At 63.3% G+C, this 23,215-nt stretch carries 20 protein-coding genes and 1 other RNA gene; 17 read left to right on the top strand and 4 right to left on the bottom strand.

What is annotated here, in order from left to right:
• The first annotated feature begins 65 nt into the window (after positions 1 to 65).
• On the top strand, positions 66 to 2,039 hold the full coding sequence (locus tag AB5Y50_RS03795; protein WP_223930462.1) for a methyl-accepting chemotaxis protein: 1,974 nt from the start codon (positions 66 to 68) through the stop codon (positions 2,037 to 2,039).
• A gap of 68 nt (positions 2,040 to 2,107) precedes the next feature.
• The gene (locus tag AB5Y50_RS03790; protein ID WP_223930461.1) at positions 2,108 to 2,983 is read left to right on the top strand and encodes an OmpA family protein; all 876 of its coding nucleotides are present in this window, start codon (positions 2,108 to 2,110) and stop codon (positions 2,981 to 2,983) included.
• A gap of 100 nt (positions 2,984 to 3,083) precedes the next feature.
• Here AB5Y50_RS03790 and suhB read toward each other — a convergent pair whose 3' ends face one another.
• Complete coding sequence (suhB, locus tag AB5Y50_RS03785) at positions 3,084 to 3,887, bottom strand: inositol-1-monophosphatase (protein ID WP_010675095.1); 804 nt, start codon at positions 3,885 to 3,887, stop codon at positions 3,084 to 3,086.
• Between the two features lie 200 nt (positions 3,888 to 4,087).
• Between suhB and AB5Y50_RS03780 the strand changes: the two genes are divergently transcribed.
• The 8 genes from AB5Y50_RS03780 (at position 4,088) to emrD (ending at position 12,354) form a co-directional block, all read left to right on the top strand.
• Positions 4,088 to 4,543: a hypothetical protein gene (locus tag AB5Y50_RS03780; RefSeq protein WP_029314712.1), complete on the top strand. Its 456-nt coding sequence runs from the start codon at positions 4,088 to 4,090 to the stop codon at positions 4,541 to 4,543.
• A 120-nt stretch (positions 4,544 to 4,663) separates the two neighbouring features.
• Positions 4,664 to 5,272, top strand: a complete 609-nt coding sequence (locus AB5Y50_RS03775; RefSeq protein ID WP_010675093.1) for a glutathione S-transferase family protein — start codon at positions 4,664 to 4,666, stop codon at positions 5,270 to 5,272.
• 31 nt (positions 5,273 to 5,303) lie between these two features.
• Positions 5,304 to 5,966 carry a glutathione S-transferase N-terminal domain-containing protein gene (locus AB5Y50_RS03770; RefSeq protein ID WP_319882419.1) on the top strand — a complete coding sequence of 221 codons (663 nt, stop codon included), beginning with the start codon at positions 5,304 to 5,306 and terminating at the stop codon, positions 5,964 to 5,966.
• 195 nt (positions 5,967 to 6,161) lie between these two features.
• Positions 6,162 to 7,688: an ABC transporter substrate-binding protein gene (locus AB5Y50_RS03765; RefSeq protein ID WP_010675091.1), complete on the top strand. Its 1,527-nt coding sequence runs from the start codon at positions 6,162 to 6,164 to the stop codon at positions 7,686 to 7,688.
• Positions 7,685 to 8,647, top strand: a complete 963-nt coding sequence (locus tag AB5Y50_RS03760) for an ABC transporter permease (RefSeq protein ID WP_029314710.1) — start codon at positions 7,685 to 7,687, stop codon at positions 8,645 to 8,647. Before AB5Y50_RS03765 ends, AB5Y50_RS03760 begins: the two co-directional genes overlap by 4 nt.
• Before the next feature lie 2 nt (positions 8,648 to 8,649).
• Positions 8,650 to 9,456: an ABC transporter permease gene (locus AB5Y50_RS03755; protein WP_010675089.1), complete on the top strand. Its 807-nt coding sequence runs from the start codon at positions 8,650 to 8,652 to the stop codon at positions 9,454 to 9,456.
• Positions 9,453 to 10,883 (top strand): ABC transporter ATP-binding protein, encoded by a 1,431-nt coding sequence (locus tag AB5Y50_RS03750; protein WP_043154919.1) that lies wholly within the window; start codon positions 9,453 to 9,455, stop codon positions 10,881 to 10,883. Before AB5Y50_RS03755 ends, AB5Y50_RS03750 begins: the two co-directional genes overlap by 4 nt.
• A gap of 271 nt (positions 10,884 to 11,154) precedes the next feature.
• Positions 11,155 to 12,354: a multidrug efflux MFS transporter EmrD gene (gene emrD / locus AB5Y50_RS03745; RefSeq protein ID WP_010675087.1), complete on the top strand. Its 1,200-nt coding sequence runs from the start codon at positions 11,155 to 11,157 to the stop codon at positions 12,352 to 12,354.
• Between the two features lie 133 nt (positions 12,355 to 12,487).
• On the opposite strand, the gene ssrS is transcribed toward emrD, so the two are convergent.
• Positions 12,488 to 12,670, bottom strand: a non-coding RNA gene (gene ssrS / locus AB5Y50_RS03740) — 6S RNA.
• A 16-nt stretch (positions 12,671 to 12,686) separates the two neighbouring features.
• Positions 12,687 to 13,019 carry a cell division protein ZapA gene (gene zapA / locus AB5Y50_RS03735; protein WP_010675086.1) on the bottom strand — a complete coding sequence of 111 codons (333 nt, stop codon included), beginning with the start codon at positions 13,017 to 13,019 and terminating at the stop codon, positions 12,687 to 12,689.
• Positions 13,020 to 13,192: 173 nt separating this feature from the next.
• On the opposite strand from zapA, the gene AB5Y50_RS03730 reads away from it, so the two are divergent.
• From AB5Y50_RS03730 to gcvP, 6 genes are all read left to right on the top strand, one after another.
• Entirely contained in the window at positions 13,193 to 13,762 is a 570-nt protein-coding gene (locus AB5Y50_RS03730; protein WP_010675085.1) for a UPF0149 family protein, read from the top strand.
• Positions 13,763 to 13,949: 187 nt separating this feature from the next.
• A complete protein-coding gene (ubiH, locus tag AB5Y50_RS03725) occupies positions 13,950 to 15,173 on the top strand; it encodes a 2-octaprenyl-6-methoxyphenyl hydroxylase (protein WP_029314704.1) in 1,224 nt (407 codons plus the stop codon).
• A gap of 100 nt (positions 15,174 to 15,273) precedes the next feature.
• On the top strand, positions 15,274 to 16,494 hold the full coding sequence (locus AB5Y50_RS03720) for an FAD-dependent 2-octaprenylphenol hydroxylase (RefSeq protein WP_010675083.1): 1,221 nt from the start codon (positions 15,274 to 15,276) through the stop codon (positions 16,492 to 16,494).
• Between the two features lie 381 nt (positions 16,495 to 16,875).
• The gene (gene gcvT, locus AB5Y50_RS03715) at positions 16,876 to 17,973 is read left to right on the top strand and encodes a glycine cleavage system aminomethyltransferase GcvT (protein ID WP_010675082.1); all 1,098 of its coding nucleotides are present in this window, start codon (positions 16,876 to 16,878) and stop codon (positions 17,971 to 17,973) included.
• Positions 17,974 to 18,049: 76 nt separating this feature from the next.
• The gene (gene gcvH, locus AB5Y50_RS03710) at positions 18,050 to 18,439 is read left to right on the top strand and encodes a glycine cleavage system protein GcvH (protein WP_010675081.1); all 390 of its coding nucleotides are present in this window, start codon (positions 18,050 to 18,052) and stop codon (positions 18,437 to 18,439) included.
• A gap of 232 nt (positions 18,440 to 18,671) precedes the next feature.
• Positions 18,672 to 21,548, top strand: a complete 2,877-nt coding sequence (gene gcvP, locus AB5Y50_RS03705) for an aminomethyl-transferring glycine dehydrogenase (protein ID WP_010675080.1) — start codon at positions 18,672 to 18,674, stop codon at positions 21,546 to 21,548.
• A gap of 87 nt (positions 21,549 to 21,635) precedes the next feature.
• On the opposite strand, the gene AB5Y50_RS03700 is transcribed toward gcvP, so the two are convergent.
• The gene (locus tag AB5Y50_RS03700; RefSeq protein WP_223930459.1) at positions 21,636 to 22,121 is read right to left on the bottom strand and encodes a VOC family protein; all 486 of its coding nucleotides are present in this window, start codon (positions 22,119 to 22,121) and stop codon (positions 21,636 to 21,638) included.
• 228 nt (positions 22,122 to 22,349) lie between these two features.
• Here AB5Y50_RS03700 and AB5Y50_RS03695 point away from each other — a divergent pair, with 228 nt between their 5' ends.
• A complete protein-coding gene (locus AB5Y50_RS03695; protein ID WP_010675078.1) occupies positions 22,350 to 23,099 on the top strand; it encodes a class I SAM-dependent methyltransferase in 750 nt (249 codons plus the stop codon).
• Positions 23,100 to 23,215: the final 116 nt, after the last annotated feature.

Below are 23,215 nucleotides of genomic sequence, written 5' to 3'. Positions count from 1 at the left end.
CAAGAGGGCCATTTTGAAACACCTGTGCTTATAATGGGCGACGTCAACCATGGAGGGAGAGGACGATGAAGAAGCTGGGATTGGCACACAAGATGATGTTGGTGGTCTGTCTGCCGCTGTTGGCCCTGCTGTTTTTCTCCGGCCGGTACGTCTATGAACGTTATCGGGTCGAACAGGAGATGAGCGGCGCCCTGGTCGCGCTGGCGGTGGTGAAGGAGGCGGCGCAGCTGGCCCATGAGCTGCAACGGGAGCGCGGCATGTCGGCCGGCTTCCTCGGCTCTGGCGGCAACAAGTTTCGCGATGCGCTGCCTGCCCAGCGCAAGGTGGTGGACAGCCTGTTGCAGCGTTTTCATCAGGATCCTGCCTTGCTGGCGCTGACCGAGGTGCAGCAGGGAGTGGCCGGACTCACTGCCATGCGTGAGCGGGTCAGCGCCCTGGGGGTCGAGGTGGCGGAACAGGTCGGCTTCTATACCCGCCTCGTGACCGCCTTGCTGGCGGTGGTGGACAAGATAAGCGTCGACAGCATGGATGCCACCATCGCCCTGCAGACCAATGCCTACGCCGCCTTCCTGCAGAGCAAGGAGCGTGCGGGGCTGGAGCGGGCGACGCTCAGCAACGTCTTTGGCCGTGACAGCTTCACGCCAGCGCTGTTGCAGCAGTTCATCTCCCTGCTGGCGGCCCAGAATACCTATCTCGAACGTTTCCAGGCGGTGGCGAGTCCCGCCCAGCGCCAGTTGCTGGCCGACAGCCTGGCCTCGCCAGTGGTGAGCAAGGTAGCCGCCATGGAGAAGCTGGCGCTCGACAAGGCGGCCAGCGGCGGCTTCGGGGTGGATGCCGAGGCCTGGTTTGCCTTGAGTACCGACAAGATAGGCCTGCTCAAGGAGATAGAAGACAGCCTCTATCAGCAGCTCTTCGAGCGGGTTGAACAGATGCGGGTCGGGAGTGCCAGTGACTTCTGGTGGGGGGCGGCTGGCGTGTTGCTGTGCATCGTCCTGACCACCTTCGTCTGCTGGCGGGTAGTGCGGGATCTGCATCTGGGCTTCATGGCCCTGCACCAGACCTTCAAGCGCCTGGTGCAGGAGAACGACCTGACCGTGCGGGTCGACTGGCGATCCGGGGATGAGCTGGGGGCCCTGGCGCGGGATCTGAACCATTTCCTCGGGCACCTGGAGAGTTTGCTGCTGGCTGTGCGCCACTCCTGTGACGTGCTGATACGCAGCGCCGCCAGCTCGGCCGAGGTCATTGCCGAGGTGAATGCCGGCGTAGTCAGGGGATGCGGGCAGGTGGATCTGGTGGCGACTGCCGCCACCGAGATGGCATCGACTGTGGCGGAGATTGCCCGCAACGCCACCCAGACCTCCCAGGCGACTCAGCAGGCCATCGGCCGGGCGAAGCAGGGTGACAAGGAGGTGGATCAGACCATCCACACTATCCAGCAGGTCGCGGGTACCCTGAGTGATACCCAGCAACTGGTGGACAGCCTGCATCGGGATACCGAGTCGGTGGGCGAAGCGCTCAACCTCATCAAGCAGATCTCGGACAGAACCAACCTGCTGGCCCTCAATGCCGCCATCGAGGCGGCCCGTGCCGGTGAATCCGGGCGCGGCTTTGCAGTGGTGGCCGACGAGGTGAGAGCACTTGCCTCCCGTACCCAGCAGGCGGCGGATGACATAGAGCGGATGCTGGGCCGCTTGCGCCAGGGGGCCAACGAGGCGGTGGCTGCCATGCACACGGGGACCGAACAGGCGGGTCTGAGCGTGACGGAGGCCAAACGGGCGGGGAGCGAGCTGACCGACATCGTCAACGAGGTGCGCAAGGTGAGCGACATGACGGCCCAGGTGGCCACCGCCACCGAGGAGCAGCGTTACGTGACCGACGACATCCAGCAAAACGTGATGACCATCCGTGACGTGTATGAGGCCCATCGCCAGCACTCCCATACCCTGCAACAACACAGTGCCGAACTGGATGCCCTGGCCCGGGATCTGGCGGGACGCATCGCCAGCTTCAAGCTGATGGCCCCTTCTTCCCCCCACTGAGCGTTTTGACCTAAAGCTTGTCCTGCCGCTGCCGATAGATAATTCGAGATAGTGTGGAGGACAAGCCGTTGAATGCTTGGGTGTTGGGGTTGATCAGCATATCAGTGAGTATGCAGTTGCAGGCGGGCGTGACCGAATTTGGCGCCGGTCTGGATCAATCCGTCTGGCGCCTGACCTCTGATACCCAGGTGGAGTGCAGGCTGGAGCATCCTATTCCCCGCTGGGGAACCGGGGCCTTTGTCAGCCGGGCCGGGCGCAAGATCAATCTGGATTTCGAGCTCAAGGGGCAGCGACCCCAGGCGCGTACCCAGACAGTGAGCCTCGGGATCATGCCCCCCAGCTGGCGTCCCGGGGTGGCCGGGCGACAGATCAGCCAGTTGCAGTTCTATCAGCAGTTTGACGGCCTGGTGGCGGGGCAGACCGCCTGGACCATGCTGGACGAGCTGGAAGGAGGGCGTATGCCGACTTTCCAGTATCGCGACTGGTATCGTCAGGACAGGCCGGTGCGGGTATCGCTCTCGTCGGTCAATTTCAGGGTCAAGTACCAGGCGTTCATGGACTGCCTGAGTGGCTTGCTGCCCTACAGCTTCAACGACATCGCCTTCAGCGTGCTCTCCTATGACAAGAACAGCGATCAGTTGTCACCGGCCTCCAAGCGGCGGCTGGCGATGATCGGTGATTATGTGAAGGCAGACAAGAGCATCGATGTGGTGGTGATCGACGCCTACAGCGACAGCTATGGCGGCCGCTGGCCAAACCAGAAGCTCTCCGAGAAGCGGGCGGATGCCATCAAGCAGGTGTTTGTGGATCTCGGCATCGAGGAGGGCAAGATCTCGGTGGAAGGGCACGGTGAGAAACAGCACGTGGCCTCCAACGAAACGGAAGCTGGCCGAGCCAAGAACCGCCGGGTGGTGATCAACATGGGACGCAACGACACTATCTGATCCCGCTGAGTCATCGAGAGGGGCGGGATTTTCGCTGTAGTCAGGAATAAAAAATGCCAGTCGGCGAACCGACTGGCATTTTTTTCGCGGGTATCCGGGATTACTTGGCCAGGGATTCCGGCAGGTTTTCGCGGATCTTGCCGAGCATCTCTTTCAGCACGCGGGGGTTGGCCACCACGATGTTGCCGGAGTTTTCGTAGTTGTGACCACCGACGAAGTCGGTGACGATGGCGCCGGCTTCTTTGGCCAGCAGCTCACCGGCGGCGGTGTCCCAGGGCTTGAGGCCGATTTCCCAGAAACCGTCGACGCGGCCAGCGGCCACATAGGCGAGATCCAGCGAGGCGGAGCCAGCACGACGGATGTCTGCACACTCGATGAACATGCTCTGGAACATCTTCAGGTAGGGTTCGATGTGGTGCTTCTGCTTGAACGGGAACCCGGTGGCCAGGATGGTGCCGGAGAGCTCTTTGGCCTTGCCGACACGAATACGGTAGCCGTTCAGCTGGGCGCCGCTGCCACGGGTGGCAGTGAACAGCTCGTCACGGATGGGATCGTAGACAACGGCTTGTTCGGTCTTACCCTTGACGCGCAGAGCGATGGAAACGGCAAAGTGCGGAATGCCTTTGACCAGGTTGGTCGTGCCATCCAGTGGGTCGATGATCCATTGGTAGTCCGGATTGGTACCGGCAATCTCGCCAGACTCTTCAGCAACGATGCTGTGTTCCGGGTAAGATTTTTTGATGGTGTGAATGATGGCCGCTTCGGCGTCACGGTCAACGTTGGTCACGAAGTCATTGCTGCCTTTCTGGATAACCTCGATGTTCTCGGGTTGAGAAAAGGCTTTTACTACTACTTGACCGGCGTTGCGCGCAGCGCGCACGGCGATATTCAGCATCGGATGCATAGGTTCACCACTGGATGTTAAAGAACGGGGGATAAAAGGACGCGACATCTTACCAAGATATTCGGGAATAGCAACTGCTATGCCCTCATTCGGTCAGGGTGGTGACTGACAGATCTGACGGCTCCAATAAAGACCTGTAATCAACTAGTCTTATCGCGACAGCCGGATAACAGGCTGTGGTGAGCATAGGGATATGAGCCATGAATCTGTCATTAGTCAGTCAGAAACCGTCGTCGCCGACGACTCTGGGTGTGTTGGCCGCACTGCGTGCCGCCAGCGAAGAGAGCGATTATGTCACCGAGGTCCGGGTGGCGCAGCCCCAGCAGTGGCAACCGTCGAAGGACGAAGCGGCGATCCTGCTGCTGGAAGAAGAGGGGGCTGCCTGGCCTGTTCCGCTCTGGCCAGCAGGAGGCAGTGCACTGGGATTGCCGGTGCTTCCCCTGTTGGTGCATCGACAGTATGAACATGCTCCACAGGGGCCGGATGTCCGGGATCCGCATTTTTATTTTGTCTCCAACGGCATTCTGCTGGATGAGGCCGAACTGGCGGATCCTGCCTGCAGCCTGGCGCTGCAAAGCAAGTTTGAATCCTATTTCCCGCTGCTTTCCCGTCTTATCTTGCTGCGCCAGCGCCAACCAGGGGTACTGAGCAGCTAATCATCTCCCCCTCGATGCGGGCTGTTCAAGCGGCACAATATTTGTCATAACTGACCGACATTGTGCCGCTTTGCTATGGCCTGCGCAGCGGCTCACTGTGTGTTCGTCGACGGAGGTGACATGAAGGTTTATGAGCTGAGGCGAGCCCCCAATGCCCGTCGGGTCAGAATGTTTCTGGCGGAGAAGGGGATCGAGATGGAATATCAACAGGTCGATCTGGGGGCGGGGGAAAACCTGGCGCCCGCCTTTTTGACCAAGAACCCGGCCGGGCGCATTCCTGTGCTGGAACTCGATGACGGAACCTGTCTGAGTGAAACCCTGGCCATCTGCCGCTATTTTGAAGAGCTTCACCCCGAACCGAACCTGTTTGGCTGCACCGCGCTGGAGCGCGCCACCATAGAGATGTGGAGTCGCTTCATCGAGTTCAACCTCTGGTTGCCGATCGGTATGGCGTTTCGTCATATCACCGGTTTTTACAAAGACCGGGAGCGGGTCTTCCCCGAATGGGGGGAGGAGTGCAAGCAACAGGCTCAGATCTGGTTTGACAAGCTCGATGCCCGTCTTGCCGAAGTGCCCTATATTGCGGGGGAACGCTTCACCATCGCCGACATTCTTGCCCTCTGTACCATTGATTTTGGCAAGGTGGTCGGCCTGCGCATCACCCCCGAACAGCCCCATTTGCAGGACTGGCATGACCGGGTGAGTGCCCGGTCCAGCGCCCAGGCCTGATCCTTTCCCCTGAACGTTCAAGGAGTCCAAGATGATAGAGTTGTACACTGCCGCCACGCCCAACGGGTTCAAGGTGTCGATCGCCCTCGAAGAGCTGGGGCTGCCCTACAAGGTCATTCCCCTTGATTTCTCGACCATGGAGCAGAAGAAGCCCGAGTTCCTGGCCATCAACCCCAATGGCCGCATCCCGGCCATCGTCGATCGGGACAATGGTGACTTCGCGGTGTTCGAGTCCGGCGCCATCCTTATCTATCTGGCGGAAAAAACCGGCAAGTTGCTGCCGCAGGATCCCAAGCGTCGCTCCCAGGCCATCCAGTGGCTGATGTTCCAGATGGGGGGCGTCGGTCCCATGATGGGGCAGGCCAACGTCTTCTATCGCTATTTCCCCGAGAAGATCCCGGCCGCCATCGAGCGTTACCAGAAGGAGGGGCGACGCCTGTTCGAGGTGCTCGACGGTCATCTGGCACACCATGAGTATCTGGCGGACGAGTACAGCATCGCCGACATCGCTACCTGGCCCTGGGTGCGCATCCACGACTGGAGTGGTATCTCCATCGAGGGGTTGGTGCATTTGCAGGCCTGGATGGCACGCATGGAAGCCAGGCCCGCCTGCCAGAAGGGCATCACCATTCCACCGCGTAATGAGAGCCCCGAGGATCAGGTCAAGCGGGTGCAGCAGATGGTGACTCGCTGACGCCATCATGATGGCCCTGACGGGCCATCTTTTTTATTCCCCTTTGACTCCCCGTTGTTTGACGATCTGCATCGCAGTCGCTTTTTGTCTTTCAAATAAGCCATTTATCAAAAATCAAAAGTCATTCTTCCTGATTAATTGTTATGTTATAACGCCATCTCTTTGGTTGATGAACATGAAGCTTGGATGGAAAGGATGACAAAAAAATGCACCGCAGCCGGGTGGTTCGCCCTGGCTCTGATGGCAGGAACGACTGCAGCCGACGGCAAACCGCTTGCCATGGTGGGGCCTTGGGAGATCCACAGTGTCGACCCCGCCAGCAACGGGGTCTTCTTTACTCGCATGCAGGTGGTGGAGACCCTGGTAGATGTCGATAGGAAAGGCAATCTGCAACCCGGGCTTGCCAGTGAGTGGTCGCGTAGCGATGACGGTCTGCAGTGGCGATTCACATTGCGCCCCGGGGCCCGTTTTCACGATGGCAGCGAGGTGAGCGCCGAGCATGCCGCTTTTGCCCTGCAACAGGCCTGGCGCAAGCCCGGCGTGATGACCAGCGCTCCCATTGCGTCCATCGGATCTGGAGATGGCGTCTTGAAGGTCACCCTGAGCGAACCCTTCGCCTCCCTGCCGGCCGTGCTGGCCCACCCCAGCACCCAGATCCTGGCGAAGGCCGCCTACGATGCCAAGGGGGAGGTAACTCAGGTGATAGGCTCTGGCCCCTACCGCATCACCCGCCTGCAACAACCCCAGCGGATAGAGACTGTGCGTTTCGACGGCTGGCAGGGGGCCAGGCCCGCAATCGAGGAGGTCAGCTACCTGACGGTGGGGCGTGCAGAGAGCCGCACCCTGATGGCCGAGAGCGGTCAGGCCGACATCGCCTGGGGGCTGGATCCGGTCAGCATCCGCCGCTTGCAGCAGGCGTCACGGGTCTCCATCGCCTCGGTCACCCTGCCACGGACCATCCAGCTCAAGCTCAATGGCGCCGATCCCCGTCTGAGCGATCCGGTGGTGCGCCGTGCCCTGAGTCTCGCCATCGATCGTCGTGGTATGGCAGCCGCCCTGCTGCGGGATCCCGAGATGGCGGCAACCCAGCTCTTTCCTCCCACTCTGGGGGAGTGGCACCAGCTCGGGTTGACGCCGCTTGCCTATGACGTCAAGGCGGCCCGGGCGGCCTTCGCGGCGGCAGGCTGGCAGCCGGGGGAGGACGGTGTGCTGCGCAAGGGGGAAGAGCGCTTCGCCCTGACCCTGCGTACCTTCCCTGACCGTCCGGAGCTGCCGCTTCTCGCCACGGCACTGCAGGCGCAGTGGAAGGCGGTGGGGGTGGATCTCAAGGTGGCGGTGGGCAACTCGAGCGAGATCCCGGCGGGCCATCAGGACGGCTCGCTCCAGCTTGGTCTCTACGCCCGCAATTATGCCCTGGTACCGGATCCCCTGGTCACGTTGCTGGGGGACTTGGCCCCTGCCGGTGCGGACTGGGGGGTGATGAACTGGCACTCCCCGGCCATGACGCAAACACTGACCCGCCTTGCCACGCAAGCCTTGTCGCCCACAAACGCCGCTGCGGCTCGCCGGGAGATAGCCACGACACTGCAACAGGAGTTGCCGCTCCTGCCCATCGCCTGGTACCGCCAGAGCGCGGCGGTCAGTCGGGGGCTGGAGGGGTTTGAACTCGATCCCCAGGAGCGCAGCTATGGCCTGGACAAGTTGACATGGAGCGCACGATGACAGCGACACCCTTGTCTCGCGTCATGGGGATACTGGGTCAGCGTCTGGTGCAGGCGCTGGTGGTTGCCCTGCTGGTGGCCGGACTCTGTTTTCTGATGGTGCAGTCCCTGCCCGGAGACATCGCCTTTCGCATCGCGGCGGGTCGTTATGGCTATGACTATGTCACCGCCGAGGCGGCCAACGCGGTGCGCAGCGAGCTGGGGCTGGCCGGCTCGGCCCTTGCCCGTTTTGGCGACTGGCTGTGGGCCTTGCTGCAAGGGGATCTCGGCAGCTCCCTGGTGACGGGCGCACCGGTCGCCGCCGACGTGGGTCATCACCTGGGCGCCACCCTGACGCTCGCGAGCGCCTCCGTGGTGCTGGCGCTGGTGGTGGCGCTGCCGCTTGGCAGCCTGAGTGCGCTGCGCCCGGGGGGATGGTGTGATCGCCTGACCCTGGGCTGGAGCGTGCTGATGCGTGCGTTGCCCCCCTTCTTGCTCGGCCTGGTGCTCATGGTGATGCTCTCGGTGGAGCTGGGCTGGGTCAGTGCGGCAGGGCACGGGGAGGGGAGCAACCTGCTGCTGCCCGCCCTGACCCTGGGATTGGGGCTCTCCGGCGTGCTCTCCCGGGTGGTGCGTGAAAGCGTGCTCACCGTGGTGCAGTCCGGTTATTACCGATTTGCCCTCACCAAGGGGCTTTCGCCGGCCCGGGTTTTCTGGCGCCACGGTCTGCGCAACACCGGGGTCAGCATCATCGCCTACACCAGCGTGCAACTGGTGCTGCTCATCGAGGGGGTCGTGGTGGTCGAGAGCCTGTTTGCCTGGCCCGGGATCGGCCATGCGCTGGTGCACGCCATCTTCTGGCGCGACATCCCCATGGTTCAGGGGACCGTGCTGGTGCTGGCGGTGCTCTTCGTGCTGCTCAATACCCTCACCGATCTGCTTTGTCTTGCCATTGACCCCCGTGGTCCCAAGGAGTCCTGATCATGTCGTTGTCTGTCAAAACGGGGCTGGGCCTGCTCCTGCTGGTGGTGTTGTTTGCCCTGCTGGGCCCCGTGCTCTGGCCCGATCCGGCGGCTCAGGATCTGGCACAGTTTCTGGCTGATCCCTCCTGGCAGGAGCCCCTCGGGCGGGATCAGATGGGGCGCAGCCTGATGGCGCGCCTCGCGGCGGCGACCCGGCTCTCCCTGCTGCTGGGACTGCTGTGCGTCATCACGGCGGCGCTGTTGGGGTCATTGCTGGGCTGGCTCTCGGCCTGGCGCGGCGGCTGGGTCGACGGTCTGCTGCGCAGCCTGGCCGACGGCGTGCTGGCCCTGCCAGGCCTGTTGCTGGTGCTGCTCTTCTCCGCCATGGCCCAGGGTGGCTTTGCCATCCTCTATCTCGGCTTGGCCATGGCCCAGTGGGTGGAGTATTACCGGGTGGTGCGTGCCCGCAGCCGGGGGCTGCTCGCCTCGCCCCAGGTGGAGGCGTCCCGTCTGCTGGGATTCGGCCATGCCCATGTGGTGCGGCGCCATCTCTGGCCCGAGCTCGCCCCCCAGTTGCTCACCATGATGGCCTTCGGCCTAGCGGGTGCCATTCTAACCCTCTCTACCCTGGGCTTTGTCGGAGTGGGCATTCAGCCGCCAACGCCGGAGCTGGGGCTGATGATGACGGAGGCGCTGCCCCACTATCAGGAGGCTCCCCGTCTGCTACTGGCCCCCATTCTTGTCATGGGGCTGATGTTGCTGGCCCTGGTGCTGCTTCATCAGACGCGCGGCCTTGACATGCCATCTTCACAAGGAGCCACCTCATGACGGCCATTCATATCAAGGGGTTGCAGGTCGATGATGGCCAGAAAACCCTGTTGCAGGCGCTGGATTTCACCATTCATCCCGGCACCGCCCTGACCCTGATCGGGGAGAGCGGTTCGGGCAAATCCCTGTTGGCTCATGCCCTGATGGGCACGTTGCCAGCCCCCCTGACAGGCCGGGGCGAGATGGTGTCGGGTGGCCGCCATCACAACCTGGCCGACACGCCTCGCCTGCGCACTCTCTGGGGGCGGGAGCTGGCGATGCTGCCCCAGGAGCCGGTGCTGGCGCTGGATCCCACCATGGGGTTGCTTGCCCAGGTGGAGGAAGGGTGGCTGCCAGGCGGCAAGGAGGCCCGATCGCGGGCCCGTGCCGCCCTCGAGCGGCTTGGACTGGCCGGGCGGGAGGGCGCCTTTGTACACCAGCTCTCGGGAGGCATGGCTCAGCGCGCGGCCTTTGCCGCCGCCACCCTGGGGGAGGCCCGTCTGCTGGTGGCTGACGAGCCCACCAAGGGGCTCGACAGCCGGGCCGCAGCCAGGCTGGGTGCCTTGTTGCTGGGCTACCTGGCCCGTGGACGCCATCTGCTGACCATCACTCATGATCTCTCCCTGGCTCGCGCATTGGGGGGCTGGGTGCTGGTGGTCAAGGGAGGAGAGATCGTGGAGCAGGGGCCCGCCGAGCGTGTGCTGCACACGCCATCCCATGCCTATACCCGGGCCCTGCTGGCGGCGGAGCCCTCCGCCTGGCCCGAGGCGGCCGTCCCTCCTACCGGTGACTGGCTCATCCGCGGAAAGGGGCTTGCCATGGGATATGGGGCTCAACCCCTGTTCACGGGGCTGGACCTTGCCCTGGCGCAAGGGGAGCGAATGGCCATCATGGCGCCGAGCGGCGCGGGCAAGAGCACCCTCGGCAACGTGCTGCTGGGTCTGCAACGCCCCCTGCAAGGGGAGGTGCTGCGACGGGAAGGGGTAGCTCCCTGCCGCTGGCAGAAGCTCTATCAGGATCCGGTGCAGGCCTTTGCCAGCCGGGTACGCCTCGCCACCCAGTTCGATGATGTGCTGCGTCTGCACAGGCTGCCTCGCCATCGGCTTGTCGACTATCTGGCCCGGTTGGGGCTGGATGAACGGCTGTTGACGCGCCTGCCAAACCAGGTCTCGGGAGGGGAGCTGCAGCGGCTGTCGCTTATCCGGGCCCTGTTGCTGCGCCCCGTGCTGCTGTTCGCCGATGAGCCCACGTCCCGGCTCGATCCCCTGAGCCAGCAACAGACCATCGCCTGTCTGCTGGAGGAACTGGGAGAGATAGGCTGCGCCCTGCTGCTGGTGACCCATGACGAAGGGCTGGTCGGCAAGGTTGCTCCTCGTTGTCTGAGACTGGGGGAGGCGGGTACCCCCATGTTCGAAGGCGCGTCGGCCGAGGTGAGAAGAGTGGGGTAAAGAGGGGACAGGATGAATCCTTCCCCCATGATGAGATGACAGTGACGGGGCCTTGGGCCCCGTCGCATTAGAAAAACTTGGGTAAGCAGATTATAAAGTTTCGTTCGTTTTTTGTGATATGAATCACTAAGATTGTCGTAAGCCAGAGAGCGTCCTGCTGCTGGCGGGTGCGGGTCCTCCGCCTTGTTCCTCTTCAACGACCTTTGTCAGACACCTCCTGCAGATCCCTGCCCGGAGGGTGGCGGCTTTTTGATTTTTTTCGGACGACAGTATGTATCGGCACAGCTTCTATCCCCTGTTTTTCCTGACCATTCTGATGGTCGCCGTGGGTCAGATGACCCAGACCCTTTATGTGCCCTCCATTCCCATGATGGCGGGGGACTTCCATGTGGCCTCCGGCCAACTGCAGGCGGTGATGGCCTGCTACCTCATTCCCTACGGCCTCTCCCAGTTCGTTTATGGCCCCTTGTCGGATCGCATCGGTCGTCGCCCTGTGCTCATCATCGGCATGATGATCTTCCTGGTCGGCACCCTCACCATCCAGCTGATCCCGAGCTTCACCGCCTTGCTGGCGGGCAGCCTTATCCAGGGGCTGGGCACCGGGGCAGGGGGCGCCATGAGCCGGACCGTGATGCGCGACCGTTACAGTGGCGCCGAGCTCAACCGTGCCAACAGCCTGGTGAGCATGGGGGTCATCTTCTCCCCTCTGCTGGCACCTGTGCTGGGCGGCTGGCTCACCGAGCTGTTCAACTGGCGTGCCGGCTACTGGTTCCTGTTCGGTTTTGGTGCCCTGACCACCCTGGCGTTGCTGGCCTGGTTTGGCGAGACGCTGCCAGCATCCGCCCGCCAGCATTCGCTGCGGGTGGGCGCCGCCTATCGTCATGTGCTCGGCAACCCGCGCTTTCAGGGCAACCTGCTCTGTCTGATGGCCACCTTTGCCGGCCTCGCGGTGTTCGAGGCGGCGGCCGGGGTGTTGCTGGGGGACGTGCTCAAGCTGAGTGCCCGCACCGTCAGCGTGCTGTTCGTGCTGCCGCTGCCCGGTTATCTGTTCGGCGCCTGGCTTTCCGCCAGACTGAGTTTTCGCCTGAGCCAGGGCAAGCTGATGCGCCTTGGCATCGCCTTCCTGGCCCTGGGGTCGCTCATCATCCTGGTACCCGGGCTGCTCGGCATGGTGAGCGCTGCCTCCCTCGTGGGCGGGGCTGCGGTCTACTTCATTGGCAGCGGCATTCTCTATCCGACCGCCACCTCCTGTGCCATCGAGCCCTTCCCGGGCCAGGCGGGTACCGCGGGAGCCGTGCTCGGGGGCATGCAGAATCTGGGGGCTGGCGTGGTAACCCTGCTGGCCGCCAGCTTCCCGATGACGGGGCAGGTGACCCTGGGGGCCATCATGACGGTGATGGTGCTGATCGTGGCCTTGAGCTTTGTGTGGCTGCGCCACAACGGCGCGCCCCACGAGCAGATGGCCGTCTGACACGGCCAAGAGCCCGCTCCGTTGGCGGGCTTTTTACTGCCTCCTGCCGGGTGGCGAGACGCCGCAGGCGAGTGGAAGGGGGTTGCCGCGCAGGCAAAGAAAAAGCCCGTCGTGATGACGGGCTTTTTTGGGTAGGTACCCCGGAGATGCCGTTGCCGGTTTGGGCCCTTGAACCGTCGGTTCAAGGCGGAGATCTAATCTGGCCGCAGGCTTCTCGGTCGGGCCGAGCATGCTCAATAGCCAGAAGGCAGACCCCCTGTTTGGTATGAATATCGGCTCGGGGACTTGAACCGGCTGACAAACACTCCAGGGAATTTCAAAACTCGGTGCGATTAGGGCTGTTGCGCCTCTTCGCTGGATTCACCGTATTGTCCGTGCTCGATCAAGGCGGCTTCGATGGTGCGTTGCAGCATCTTGATCCGCTTGTCCATGGTCTCAGAGTATTGGTGGTTTTTCTCTTTTTCAAGGCAGAGCTCATGACAGAAATTGAGCGCTGCCATGACGGCCAGCTGTTCGTTGCTGGAGACCTTGGAACGTTGACGAAGCTCGATGAGCTTGTCGGTCAGCTGGTCGGCGGCCTGGCGCAGGGCATCTTGTTGTCCCAAGGGACAGGACACCTTGTAGGGACGTCCCAGAATGACGATTTCTACGGCCTCTATGCTCATGCCTTCCTCAATACGGCGGGGCTGATTTCCGCCTTTATCCACGTGGACAACTGGGCGGGACTATATAGCGCAGATGCAGAAGTTTCAAGGCCTTGCTGGCTCTGGCTGGGGGAGAATGCTAGGATCTCGGCCATAAATTCTGCATATTTGCCTGAACTTTGAGCGGATCCTAGATGAGCAAAACAACCCCCCTGAAATACGCCGCCGTGGCGGACCTGATGGCACAGCACGACCTCATGGCGACGGCCGTCGAGGCCCATGGCGTGATCTGCGGCCTGGTGTGCGGTGGCGTGGCCCTGGACGACAAAAGCTGGCAGCCCCATTTCAATGATCTGATCAACGACGGTTTCGGTCTGCCGGCACCGGTGCGCCAGGTGATGACCGACCTCTATCACGAGGTGATCGAGAGCCTGATGGCACAAAAGGGCGTCGAGCTGCTGCTGCCAAGCGACGAGGCGCCGCTCGATGAGCGCATCGACTCGCTGGTGGACTGGTCCCAGGCCTTCCTGGCCGGCTTTGGCGTGGTCCAACAGGAGCTCTCCAAGGCATCCGAAGAGCTGCAGGAGATGATTCAGGACATCGCCAGCATCACCCAGGTCTCTGCCGAGTTCGATCAGGAAGATGAAGAGAACGAAGCCTCCTTCCTGGTGCTTTACGAACACGTGCGCCTCGGGGTCATGATGGCGTTCGAGGAGTTTGGCAAGCGCCCGGCTGCACCGAGCATGCCGCCGACCCTGCACTGATCTGCCCGCCCACCGGGTCAATGAAAGAGCGCATCACGGCGCTCTTTCTGTTTTACAAGGGGCGAGAGCAGGGGAGGCACTCTGCTAACCCATGGTGCCAAAGCGGTTTTTTGCCCGTGGCTTCGCATCCCGTCCGCCACCTTTGTGGTAGGATTGGCCCACGTTTTTTCGCCTATGCCCTCTTCTCATGTCTCAATCTGATCTGGTTCACGTCGACGTGGCTATCGTCGGCGGTGGTATGAGCGGTGCCGTGCTGGCCTTCTCCCTTGCCGCCCTGAAAGGACAGGATGGCGCCCCCCTGCAGATCCTGCTGCTGGAGGCCAGTGCGCCCGAGCTCAATGCTCATCCCGGTTTCGATGCCCGTGCCATCGCGCTTTCCGCCGGTACCTGCGAGGCGCTGGCCCGTCACGGCCTCTGGCCGCACCTGGTACCCCACTGCTCCCCCATCACCCATATCCATGTGTCGGATCGGGGCCACTGTGGCCAGACCCGGCTGTCGGCGGCGGAGTATGGTCTACCCGCCCTCGGTCAGGTGATCGAGCTGTCGGCGGCGGGCATCGTGCTGCAAGAGGCGATCGCCGCCTGCCCGCAGATCCGTATGTTGTGCCCGGCCAGGCTTGAGGCCATCGACCCCGACGAGGCGGGAGTGACGCTCGCCCTGGAGGGCGGCGCGCGCTACCGCACCCGGCTGCTGGTGGCGGCCGACGGGGGCCACTCCTTCGTGCGCCAGCATTTCAAGATGCCGGTCAGTCGCCACGATTATGGCCAGAGCGCCATCATCGCCACCGTCAAGACCGCCGAGGATCCCGCCGGACGGGCCTTCGAGCGCTTCACCGATGGAGGGCCGCTGGCCCTGCTGCCCATGCAGGACGGCCTCTCTTCTCTGGTGTGGAGCGTGCCGCGGGACGAGGCACAGGGGCTGCTTGCACTGGATGACGCCGCCTTTCTCGCCCGTCTGCAGCAGGCTTTTGGCTGGCGCCTCGGGCGCATCGAGCGTACCGGCGTGCGCCACCTCTATCCGCTGGTGCTGACGGTGGCCGACTACCCGCTGGCCCAGCGCACCGTGCTGGTGGGTAACGCCGCCCACCTGCTGCACCCCATCGCCGGTCAGGGGTTCAACCTCGGCATGCGGGATCTGGACGTGCTGACCCGGACCCTGGCCCGTGCGCTCGCGGCGGGGGAAGACATCGGCGGCTTTGAGGTGCTAAGCGGCTACTGGCAGCAGCGGCGGGACGATCAGGCCCAGACCGTCTGGCTCACGTCCTCCCTGGCCCAGCTCTTCTCAAACCATCACGCTCCCCTGGTGGTGGGCCGCAATCTGGCGCTCTCCCTGATGGGCAGAGTGCCCTGGCTCAAGGCACCGCTCGCCTCCCGCACCCTGGGATTCGTGGGCGAGGTGTGCGGCCAATAAGCGCTGTCGCCCCGGCGGCAAAGACGATTTCGAGCAAGAGGCACGCCTGTGGGCGTCGCCTCGCAGATCCTGGCGACCCGCCCGGAAAGGACACAAGAGAATGCAGATGCAAGATGTGGATGTGGTGATCGTGGGGGGGGGCATGGTGGGCCTGGGGCTCGCTGCCGCCCTCAAGAACCGGGCGATCAAGGTGGCCATCGTGGAAGGCCGGCTGCCCGATGCAACGCTCGGTGAGACGCCGGACAACAGGGTCAGTGCCCTGAGCCTCGCGAGTCAGCACATCCTGCAAGGGGTCGGCGCCTGGGACGGCATAGTGGCGCGCCGCCTGCAGCCCTACGAGAAGATGCAGGTGTGGGAGCAGGACAGTTTCGGCCACATCGATTTCGATGCTGCCAGCCTGCGTCAGGGGGCCCTTGGCCACATCGTCGAGAACCGGGTGATCCAGCTTGCGCTGCTGGACGCCATCGCGGGGGCCAGCAATATCCAGATGCTGACCCCGGCCCGGGCCACCAGCCTGCAGTGCGGGCCAGCGGGCGCCCTGCTGCTGCTGGAAGATGGCCAGGCCCTCTCGGCCAAGCTGGTGGTGGCCGCCGACGGCGCCCACTCCTGGGTGCGCCGTCAGGCCGATATCCCGCTCACCAGCTGGGATTACGGTCATCACGCCCTGGTGGCGACGGTGCGTTGTGCCGAGCCCCATGAGGCGGTGGCGCGCCAGATCTTCACCCCCCAGGGGCCGCTCGCCTTCCTGCCCCTGTGGCAGCCCGACCTCTGCTCTATCGTGTGGTCTGTGCCCGCGGCCCGCGCCGAGGCGCTCTGCGCCCTGGATGACGACGGCTTCAACCGCCAGCTCACCGCCGCCTTTGATGGGCGCCTCGGGCTGTGCAAGGTGGAGGGGGCTCGCAGCGCCATTCCGCTCACCGCCCGCTACGCCCGCGACTTTGCCCGCGAGCGCCTGGTGCTGGTGGGGGATGCGGCCCACACCATCCACCCGCTGGCGGGGCAGGGGGTGAATCTGGGCTTGCTGGATGCCGCCGCCCTGGCGGAGCAGATCCTCATTCATCACGGCAAGGGCGCGGACATCGGCCTGCTCGCCAACCTGCGGGGCTACGAGCGCTGGCGCAAGAGCGAGGCGGCGCGCATGCTGGCGGCCATGGAGGGGCTCAAGCGACTGTTTGCGGGCAGCAACCCCCTCAAGAAGCTGGTGCGCGGGGTGGGGCTTCGCGCCGTCGACGGTCTTGGCCCCCTCAAGCAGGGCATGATCCGGGCCGCCATGGGGCTGGATGGGGAGCTGCCCACCCTGGCCAAGGGTGAAAAAATCTAATCTTACCCCGGGGTTTTAACAAAAAAACTAATCTGACAGGGCGAGATGACCCTTTGGGGGGTCAGCCTTTAATGTTGGCGAGAAGCGAAACGTTTTTCTGTAAATTGTGACGGGACGGTAAAAATCAACATTAAATCCCGCAATGGCGCGGTTTTGGCTGTTTTTATCACTGTTTTTGCCTTAGTGTCTGGTGTCAGTGAGTCGGGTGAGGATTAGTTTTTTTTGAGCGGTGCCCCGGCACGCTTGTCATATAATCCGCTCCGTTCAAGGAATCACTCCTGCCCGCCCGGGCGGGAACGAGCACAGAGCTTGTGGTCCGTAGTTCCCGACGAGCCGGGGCGGATTGCGAGTGTTGTCGCGAACGCTTAAGGAAACACAGCGATGATCCAGACTACTGTATTGCATCCGAAACACCTGGAAGCGGGTGCCAAGATGGTGGACTTCCACGGTTGGGAGATGCCCATCAACTACGGTTCCCAGTTGGAAGAGCACCATGTGGTGCGCACCGATGCAGGCATGTTCGATGTCTCCCACATGACCATCGTCGATTTGACCGGCGAGCGGGTCAAAGCCTTCCTGCAACACCTGCTGGCCAACGACGTGGCCAAACTCACCGTCCCCGGCAAGGCCCTCTACAGCGGCATGCTCAATCCGGAAGGCGGCGTCATCGATGACCTCATCACCTACTTCCTGACCGATACCTTCTACCGCCTGGTGGTGAACTCCGCTACCCGCGAGAAGGATCTGGCCTGGATCCGCCATCACGCCATCGACTTTGCCGTGAGCGTGACCGAGCGCCCCGAGCTTGCCATGATCGCGGTGCAGGGCCCCCACGCCAAGGCCAAGGCGGCCAAGGTGTTCACCCCCGAGCAGAATGCGGCGGTCGAAGGGATGAAGCCCTTCTTCGGTGTGCAGGCCGGGGATCTCTTCATCGCCACCACCGGCTACACCGGCGAAGATGGCTACGAGATTGTGGTTCCCCAAGAGAAGGCGTGCGATCTGTGGCAGGCCCTGCTGGACAACGGCGTGGCCCCTTGCGGCCTGGGTGCCCGTGATACCCTGCGCCTGGAAGCGGGCATGAACCTCTACGGTCAGGACATGGACGAGTCAATCTCTCCGCTTGCCGCCAACATGGCCTGGACCCTGGCCTGGGAGCCTGCCTCCCGCCAATTCATCGGCCGCGCCGCCCTGGAAGCCCAGAAGGCCGCCGGCAACCAGCCCAAGCTGGTGGGTCTGGTGATGGAAGAAAAGGGCGTGCTGCGTGCCGGCATGCCGGTCACTTTCACCAGCGAGAGCGGCGAAACACGGGAAGGGGTGATCACCTCCGGCTCCTTCTCGCCCACCCTGGGTTACAGCATTGCCCTGGCGCGGGTGCCCCGCGATATCGGCGAACAGGCCCAGGTGGAGATCCGCAAGAAGCAGGTCACCGTGAAAGTCACCAAGCCGGCCTTCGTGCGCAACGGCCAGCCGCTGGTGTAATCATTGATTGCGGCGAGGGTTGACCTTCGCCGCCCCATTTTTGTTGAAGCGATCCAAGAGCATAAAGGAAGCACAAATGAGCCATATCCCGAGCGAACTGAAATATGCCACCTCCCACGAGTGGGTCCGTGTTGAAGCCAACGGCGAAGCCGTGGTCGGCATCACCGAGCACGCCCAGGATCTGCTGGGGGACATGGTGTTCGTCGATCTGCCGGAAGTGGGCAAGCAGGTGAGCGCCGGTGAAGATTGCGCCGTGGCGGAGTCCGTCAAGGCCGCCTCCGACATCTACAGCCCGGTGAGCGGCGAGATCCTGGCCGTCAACGAAGAGCTGGAAGGCAGCCCCGAGCTGGTCAACTCCGACCCCTACGGCGCCGGCTGGCTGTTCCGCATCAAGCTGGACGACGCGGGCGAGCTCGCCAACCTGCTGGATGCCGAAGGCTACCAGAACGTGGTGGACGAAGAGTAATGCCCCCGGGCCCTGCCAACACAGCAGGGCCCACTTGTATGACTGCCATCCTGCGGCCATGGCGGTTGCAGGAAAGGCGCAGCCTTTGCGCCTTCGGGATGCCCTTGCCGCATTCCCCGTCTGCCCGCGGCGGACACAGAACATGAGTGGAGCCGGTATCGACCGGCTACAGGAACATCAGGTCTTGGTTATCAGGATGTCATGCCAGGACCTATTACCAGGAAATAGGGAAATGACCCAGTCACTGTTTGAACTCGAGCAAAAAACCGATTTCATCCGCCGTCACATCGGCCCGGGTGAGGAAGAACTGCGGGCCCTGCTCGCCACCGTGGGTGCCGAGAGCCTGGACGATCTGATTGAGCAGACGGTCCCCGCCGCCATCCGTCGTCCGGGGCCGCTTGGTATCGGCGCCCCCATGACCGAAGTGGAGGCCCTGGCCAAGCTCAAGGGCTATGCGGCCAAGAACCAGATCGCCAAGAGCTACATCGGCATGGGCTACCACGACACCCACGTGCCCCACGTCATCCTGCGCAACGTGCTGGAAAACCCGGGCTGGTACACCGCCTACACCCCCTATCAGCCCGAGCTGGCCCAGGGCCGTCTCGAAGCCCTGCTCAACTTCCAGCAGCTCACCCTGGATCTCACCGGCATGGATCTGGCGAGCGCCTCCCTGCTCGATGAAGCCACCGCCGCCGCCGAAGCCATGGCGCTGGCCAAGCGCATGGCCAAATCCAAATCCAACCTCTTCTTCGTGGCCGACGACGTTCACCCCCAGGTGATCGACGTGGTCAAGGAGCGCGCGGTCCACTTCGGTTTCGATGTGGTGGTCGGCCCTGCGGGCGAGGCCGTGAGCGAAGAGGTGTTCGGTGCCATGTTCCAGTACCCGGGGACCACCGGCAATGTGGCCGATCTGCGTTCCCTCATTGCCGCCGTCCAGGCCCAGAAGGGGCTGGCCTGCGTCGGGACCGACATGCTCTCCCTGCTGCTGCTCAAATCCCCGGGTGAACTGGGTGCCGACGTGGTGTTCGGCAGTGCCCAGCGCTTCGGTGTGCCCATGGGTTACGGTGGCCCCCACGCCGCCTTCTTCGCCACCCGCGACGCCTACAAGCGCTCCATGCCGGGTCGCATCATCGGCGTCTCCAAGGATGCCCGTGGCAAGAGCGCCCTGCGCATGGCCATGCAGACCCGCGAGCAGCACATCCGCCGCGAGAAGGCCAACTCCAACATCTGTACCGCCCAGGTGCTGCTGGCCAACATGGCGAGCTTCTACGCCGTCTACCACGGCCCGGTGGGGCTGAAAACCATCGCCTCCCGCGTGCACCGTCTGACCACCATCCTGGCGCTCGGCCTCACTGCCAAGGGCGTGACTCTCAAGCACGGAAGCTGGTTCGATACCCTCACAGTACTGACGTCGGACAAAGCTGCACTCATTGCCAAGGCCGAAGGGCTCGGCATCAACCTGCGCGCGGATCTGGACGGTGCGGTCGGTGTGTCCCTCTCTGAAACCACCACCCGAGGCGATGTGGCCGAGCTGTTCGACCTGTTCCTTGGGGGGGGTCACGGCCTCGATGTGGAGGCCCTCGACCAGGCCGCCCAGACGCATCAGGCGATCCCGCAGGATCTGCTGCGCACCGACGCCGTGCTGACCCACGAGGTATTCAACAAGTACCACTCCGAGACCGAGATGCTGCGCTACATCCACCGTCTCGAAGCGAAAGATCTGGCCCTGAACTACGCCATGATCTCCCTGGGCTCCTGCACCATGAAGCTCAACGCCACCGCCGAGATGATCCCGGTGACCTGGCCTGAATTTGGCAAGCTGCACCCCTTCGCGCCGCTCAAGCAGACTCAAGGCTACCAGCTGCTGCTGGCAGATCTGGAAGACTGGCTGGTGAAGGTGACCGGCTACGATGCGGTCTGCATGCAGCCCAACTCCGGCGCTCAGGGCGAATACGCGGGCCTCTTGGCCATCAAGAAGTACCACGAGTCTCGCGGCGAGGGGCATCGCGATGTCTGCCTCATCCCGGCCTCTGCCCACGGTACCAACCCGGCTTCCGCCCAGATGGCGGGCCTCAAGGTCATCGTCACCGCCTGTGACAAGGCTGGCAACGTGGATCTGGACGACCTGCGCGCCAAGGCCGCCGAGGTCGGAGACCAGCTCTCCTGCCTGATGGTGACCTACCCCTCCACCCACGGGGTGTACGAGGAGACCATCAAGGAGGTGTGCGACATCGTTCACCAGTATGGTGGTCAGGTGTACCTCGACGGCGCCAACATGAACGCGCAGGTCGGGCTGACGGCGCCAGGCTTTATCGGCGCGGACGTCTCTCACCTCAACCTGCACAAGACCTTCGCCATTCCTCATGGCGGTGGCGGTCCGGGCATGGGCCCCATCGGCGTGAAGAAACACTTGGCACCGTTTGTGGCCGGTCACGCCGTGGTCAAGACCGACAAGGAGAGCCGTGACAACGGCGCCGTGTCTGCCGCTCCGTTCGGTTCGGCCAGCATTTTGCCCATCAGCTGGATGTACATCGCCATGCTGGGGGACGAGGGGCTCAAGAAATCCACCCAGGTCGCCATCCTCAACGCCAACTACCTGGCCAAGAAGCTCGGCGAGTCCTTCCCCGTGCTCTATACAGGTCGCAACGGCCGGGTGGCCCACGAGTGCATTCTGGACATCCGCCCGCTCAAAGAAGCCAGTGGCATCAGCGAGATGGACGTGGCCAAGCGGTTGATGGACTACGGCTTCCACGCGCCGACCATGAGCTTCCCGGTGGCGGGCACCCTGATGGTCGAGCCGACCGAATCCGAATCCAAGCGCGAGCTGGATCGCTTCGTGGAAGCCATGACCGCCATCCGCGCCGAGATTGCCCGGGTGCAGGACGGTCACTGGAGCCTTGCCGACAACCCCCTGGTCCATGCGCCGCACACCCAGGACGACGTGATGGATGCAGAGTGGAACCGTGGCTACAGCCGCGCCGAGGCGGTCTTCCCATCCGACGCGGTGCGCGCCAGCAAGCTTTGGCCGTCGGTCAACCGTATCGACGACGTCTATGGCGATCGCAATCTGTTCTGCTCCTGCGTACCCACCGAGGATTACGCCAAGTAATCGCGGCGCCGTGAAGAGCTGACAGCCAATATGCACAAGGCCACCCCCAGGGGTGGCCTTGTTGTGTGCGGCGCCCGTGCGAACGGGCTACTCGCCCCGGCGCGCCGCCTCGATGGTGGCAATGTCAATCTTGTCCATCTGCATCATGGCCTCGAAGGCGCGTCTCGCTGCCTCGGGGTCGGGATCGCTTATCGCCTCGATGAGGACCTGAGGGGTGATCTGCCAGGAGATGCCCCACTTGTCCTGACACCAGCCGCACTCGCTCGCCTGACCGCCATGGTCGATGATGGCGTGCCAGTAGCGATCCGTCTCGGCCTGGTCCTGGGTGGCCACCTGAAACGAGAACGCCCAGTTGTGGCGGACCCCGGGCCCGCCGTTGAGGCCGAGGCAGGGGATCCCCATCACCCTGAACTCGACCGTCAGCACGTCCCCTTTCTTGCCGGCGGGATAGTCGGCCGGGGCCCGGTGTACGGCACCGACGGCGGAGTCGGGGAAGAGGCTGGCGTAAAACCGTGCCGCCTCCTCGGCATCCCCGTCATACCAGAGGCAAATCCTGTTCTTGACTGGTCTCATTGTGTCGCAGCTCCATCCTGGTGTTTGTCCTTCGACGCCTGTGAGCGGGCGCCCCGATGGGTATCCTGCCGCCCGCAGCGCTTGCTGCTTCGCTGGGTGACAAGCCAGCCTGTACGCCGTTTGCCACCCGCTTGGGGCTTGCATGATGAGGTCAAGTGTAGTGGCATGGGGATCCTGGTCACCAGGCCGGGAGCTGGCATGAAGGCCGCATCAAGAGAGGAGTCTGCCATGGACAGTACCCAGCGATTCTCGACCCGGGTCGAAGCCTATGTGAAATATCGACCCGGTTATCCCGCCGCCATGCTGGATTTTCTGGCAAGGGAGCTGGCCATGGGGCCAGAGGCCCAGGTGGCGGACATCGGCGCGGGCACCGGCATCCTGACCGCCCTGCTGGCCCCCCGGGTCGCGCGGGTCTGGGCGGTGGAGCCCAATGACGATATGCGGGCTGCCGCCAAACGGCTGCTTGCTCAGGTGGGGAACATCGGCTGGCTGCACGGCAGTGCGGAAGCCACGGGCCTGCCCACGGGGGCGATGGATCTGGTGACGGTCGCCCAGGCGTTTCACTGGTTCGATCGCGCGGCTTTTCGGCAGGAGTGCCAGCGGCTGCTCAAGCCCGGTGGCCAGGTCGCCCTCATCTGGAATGACAGGCTGACGAACACCCCGTTTCTCAAGGCCTATGAAGAGGGGCTGCACGCCTACTCGGGGGATTACGAGGAGGTCAATCATCGCAACCTCGGTGAGGCGGATTTTCGCGCCTTCTTCACCGGGGAGTACCGGCTCGATCGCTTCGAGAACAGCCAGCTATTCGATCTTGACGGGGTGCTTGGACGGCTCAACTCCTCCTCCTATGCGCCTGTGGCGGGCACGCCGGCCCACGACCAGATGACGGCGCTCGTTCGCCGCGAGTTTGCTCGCCACGCCGTTGACGGCAAGATAGCCTTCAACTATTGCACTCTGGTCTACAGTGGCCGGGTGTAGCCCCGTTCAGCGCTGACATCCGCAGTGAAAAGGCCCCCGCCAGTGATGGCGAGGGCCTTGTTTCATTTTGGCGGTCTGTATCCGGGCGATGCGAAAGAGACCGTCGCGCGGCGAAG

The sequence above is a fragment of the Aeromonas sp. s6 genome (assembly GCF_040907815.1).
Taxonomy (GTDB): domain Bacteria; phylum Pseudomonadota; class Gammaproteobacteria; order Enterobacterales; family Aeromonadaceae; genus Aeromonas; species Aeromonas caviae.
This window is presented reverse-complemented; position numbering and strand designations above follow the sequence as displayed.

What these genes read in the sequence shown, in the direction of transcription:
- emrD (WP_010675087.1), top strand. Translation starts at nt 11,155, where the DNA reads ATGTATCGGCACAGCTTCTATCCCCTGTTTTTCCTGACCATTCTGATG.
- AB5Y50_RS03770 (WP_319882419.1), top strand. Translation starts at nt 5,304, where the DNA reads ATGATAGAGTTGTACACTGCCGCCACGCCCAACGGGTTCAAGGTGTCG.
- AB5Y50_RS03720 (WP_010675083.1), top strand. Translation starts at nt 15,274, where the DNA reads ATGCAGATGCAAGATGTGGATGTGGTGATCGTGGGGGGGGGCATGGTG.
- AB5Y50_RS03795 (WP_223930462.1), top strand. Translation starts at nt 66, where the DNA reads ATGAAGAAGCTGGGATTGGCACACAAGATGATGTTGGTGGTCTGTCTG.
- AB5Y50_RS03730 (WP_010675085.1), top strand. Translation starts at nt 13,193, where the DNA reads ATGAGCAAAACAACCCCCCTGAAATACGCCGCCGTGGCGGACCTGATG.
- AB5Y50_RS03755 (WP_010675089.1), top strand. Translation starts at nt 8,650, where the DNA reads ATGTCGTTGTCTGTCAAAACGGGGCTGGGCCTGCTCCTGCTGGTGGTG.
- suhB (WP_010675095.1), bottom strand. Translation starts at nt 3,887, where the DNA reads ATGCATCCGATGCTGAATATCGCCGTGCGCGCTGCGCGCAACGCCGGT.
- AB5Y50_RS03760 (WP_029314710.1), top strand. Translation starts at nt 7,685, where the DNA reads ATGACAGCGACACCCTTGTCTCGCGTCATGGGGATACTGGGTCAGCGT.
- AB5Y50_RS03780 (WP_029314712.1), top strand. Translation starts at nt 4,088, where the DNA reads ATGAATCTGTCATTAGTCAGTCAGAAACCGTCGTCGCCGACGACTCTG.
- AB5Y50_RS03775 (WP_010675093.1), top strand. Translation starts at nt 4,664, where the DNA reads ATGAAGGTTTATGAGCTGAGGCGAGCCCCCAATGCCCGTCGGGTCAGA.
- AB5Y50_RS03765 (WP_010675091.1), top strand. Translation starts at nt 6,162, where the DNA reads ATGACAAAAAAATGCACCGCAGCCGGGTGGTTCGCCCTGGCTCTGATG.
- AB5Y50_RS03750 (WP_043154919.1), top strand. Translation starts at nt 9,453, where the DNA reads ATGACGGCCATTCATATCAAGGGGTTGCAGGTCGATGATGGCCAGAAA.
- gcvT (WP_010675082.1), top strand. Translation starts at nt 16,876, where the DNA reads ATGATCCAGACTACTGTATTGCATCCGAAACACCTGGAAGCGGGTGCC.
- AB5Y50_RS03700 (WP_223930459.1), bottom strand. Translation starts at nt 22,121, where the DNA reads ATGAGACCAGTCAAGAACAGGATTTGCCTCTGGTATGACGGGGATGCC.
- gcvP (WP_010675080.1), top strand. Translation starts at nt 18,672, where the DNA reads ATGACCCAGTCACTGTTTGAACTCGAGCAAAAAACCGATTTCATCCGC.
- AB5Y50_RS03695 (WP_010675078.1), top strand. Translation starts at nt 22,350, where the DNA reads ATGGACAGTACCCAGCGATTCTCGACCCGGGTCGAAGCCTATGTGAAA.
- gcvH (WP_010675081.1), top strand. Translation starts at nt 18,050, where the DNA reads ATGAGCCATATCCCGAGCGAACTGAAATATGCCACCTCCCACGAGTGG.
- zapA (WP_010675086.1), bottom strand. Translation starts at nt 13,019, where the DNA reads ATGAGCATAGAGGCCGTAGAAATCGTCATTCTGGGACGTCCCTACAAG.
- ubiH (WP_029314704.1), top strand. Translation starts at nt 13,950, where the DNA reads ATGTCTCAATCTGATCTGGTTCACGTCGACGTGGCTATCGTCGGCGGT.